Source organism: Pseudomonas inefficax, from assembly GCF_900277125.1.
In the GTDB taxonomy this organism is placed as follows: domain Bacteria; phylum Pseudomonadota; class Gammaproteobacteria; order Pseudomonadales; family Pseudomonadaceae; genus Aquipseudomonas; species Aquipseudomonas inefficax.
The window spans coordinates 1-1,483 of the sequence record NZ_OPYN01000186.1; the positions used below are offsets into that span (position 1 = coordinate 1).

At 66.6% G+C, this 1,483-nt stretch carries 2 protein-coding genes; both read right to left on the minus strand.

The features are described from left to right. Positions 1 to 674 (minus strand): sigma-54-dependent transcriptional regulator (locus tag JV551A3_RS22730; RefSeq protein WP_133979143.1); only part of this gene is annotated, 674 nt, incomplete at its 3' end. Further along, positions 674 to 1,483: sensor histidine kinase (locus tag JV551A3_RS22735; protein ID WP_133979145.1), on the minus strand; the 810-nt coding region annotated here is incomplete at its 5' end. The genes JV551A3_RS22730 and JV551A3_RS22735, both read right to left, overlap by 1 nt.

Consider the following 1,483-nt stretch of genomic DNA (forward strand, 5'->3'; position numbering starts at 1 on the left):
AGCAAGGTGCCACCTTCGGCCTGCTCGAACTTGCCGGCCTGCGCAGCGATGGCGCCGGTGAAGGCACCCTTCTCGTGACCGAACAGGGTGGCCTCGAGCATGTTGTCGGGGATAGCAGCACAATTGATCGCCACGAAGGGCTGCGCTACCCGCGGCGACTGCTGATGAATGAAGCGCGCCAGCACTTCCTTGCCGGTGCCGGATTCGCCGGAGATCAGCACGGTCGAGTCACTGCGCGCCACCCGAGCGGCCAGTTCCAGCAACTGTCGGCTGGCCGGCTCGCAGGCCACCGGGCCTTCTTCTTCAGCCACGCGCCCGGCGGCATGCCGCTCGACCAGGCTGAGCAACGCCTTGGGTTCGAACGGCTTGACCAGATAGTCGGCGGCGCCTTGGCGCATCGCCTCGACGGCGCGCTCCACCGCGGCATGCGCGGTCATCAGCAACACGGGCAATTGCGGATGCTGGCGGCGCAGCTGAGCCAGCAGTTGGTGGCCATCCATGCCAGGCATGTTCACATCGCTGACCACCAGGCTGAAGGCCTCCCCCAGCACCGCTTCCAGTGCTTCTTCGGCACTGCCCACCGCCTGGTAGGCGAAACCGCCGATTTCCAGGGTATCGCCCAGCGCCTGGCGCAATACGCGGTCGTCCTCGACCAGCAGCACCTTGATCGCCATTACACGCCCTCCACCGAATGCCCGTCGATCAACGGCAGCTCCACCCGCACGCAGGTACCACGGCCGACCTTCGAGCGCAGGCGCAGCGTACCCTGGTGCGCGCGCACCACGGCCTTGACCACCGCCAGGCCCAGGCCGGTGCCCGTGGGCTTGGTAGTCAGGAACGGCTCGCCCAGGCGGCCGAGCAGGTCTGCATCGATGCCAATGCCGGCATCGCTTACACACAGGTGCAGGCTGCGCTCGCGGCGGAACAGGTGCACCTTCAGGCGCGCCGGGCCATCGCTGGCTTGCAGCGCATTTTCGATGAGGTTGAGCAATGCACCAACCAGGGTGCCCCGGTTGCACAGCAGCTCACCCAGATGGCTGTCGCACTGCCAGCGCACGGCGTGCCCTTGCACATGCGCCTGGGCAGCCTGCTGCAGGGCCTGGAACAAGGCTTTTGGCGTGACCCGGTCACTCAGCGGCAGCTCGCCACGGGCGAACACCAGCATGTCGCGCACCTGGTGCTCCAGCTCGTGCAGGCGCTCTTTCAGGGTGCCGGCAAAGCGCTGACGGGTTTCCACGCCCAGATCTTGTTCGGGGTCAGCCAGATGGCTGGCATAGAGCATCGCCGCAGACAATGGCGTACGGATCTGGTGCGCCAGCGAAGCAACCATGCGCCCCAGCGAGGACAGGCGCTCGTGGCGAGCCAGCTGGTCTTGCAGGCGACGGGTTTCGGTCAGGTCGTTGAGCAATACCAACTGGCCGGGCTCAGCATCCAGCGAGCGGGTGGCAATGGACAGACGACGGCCGTCGCGCAGCGAGACTTC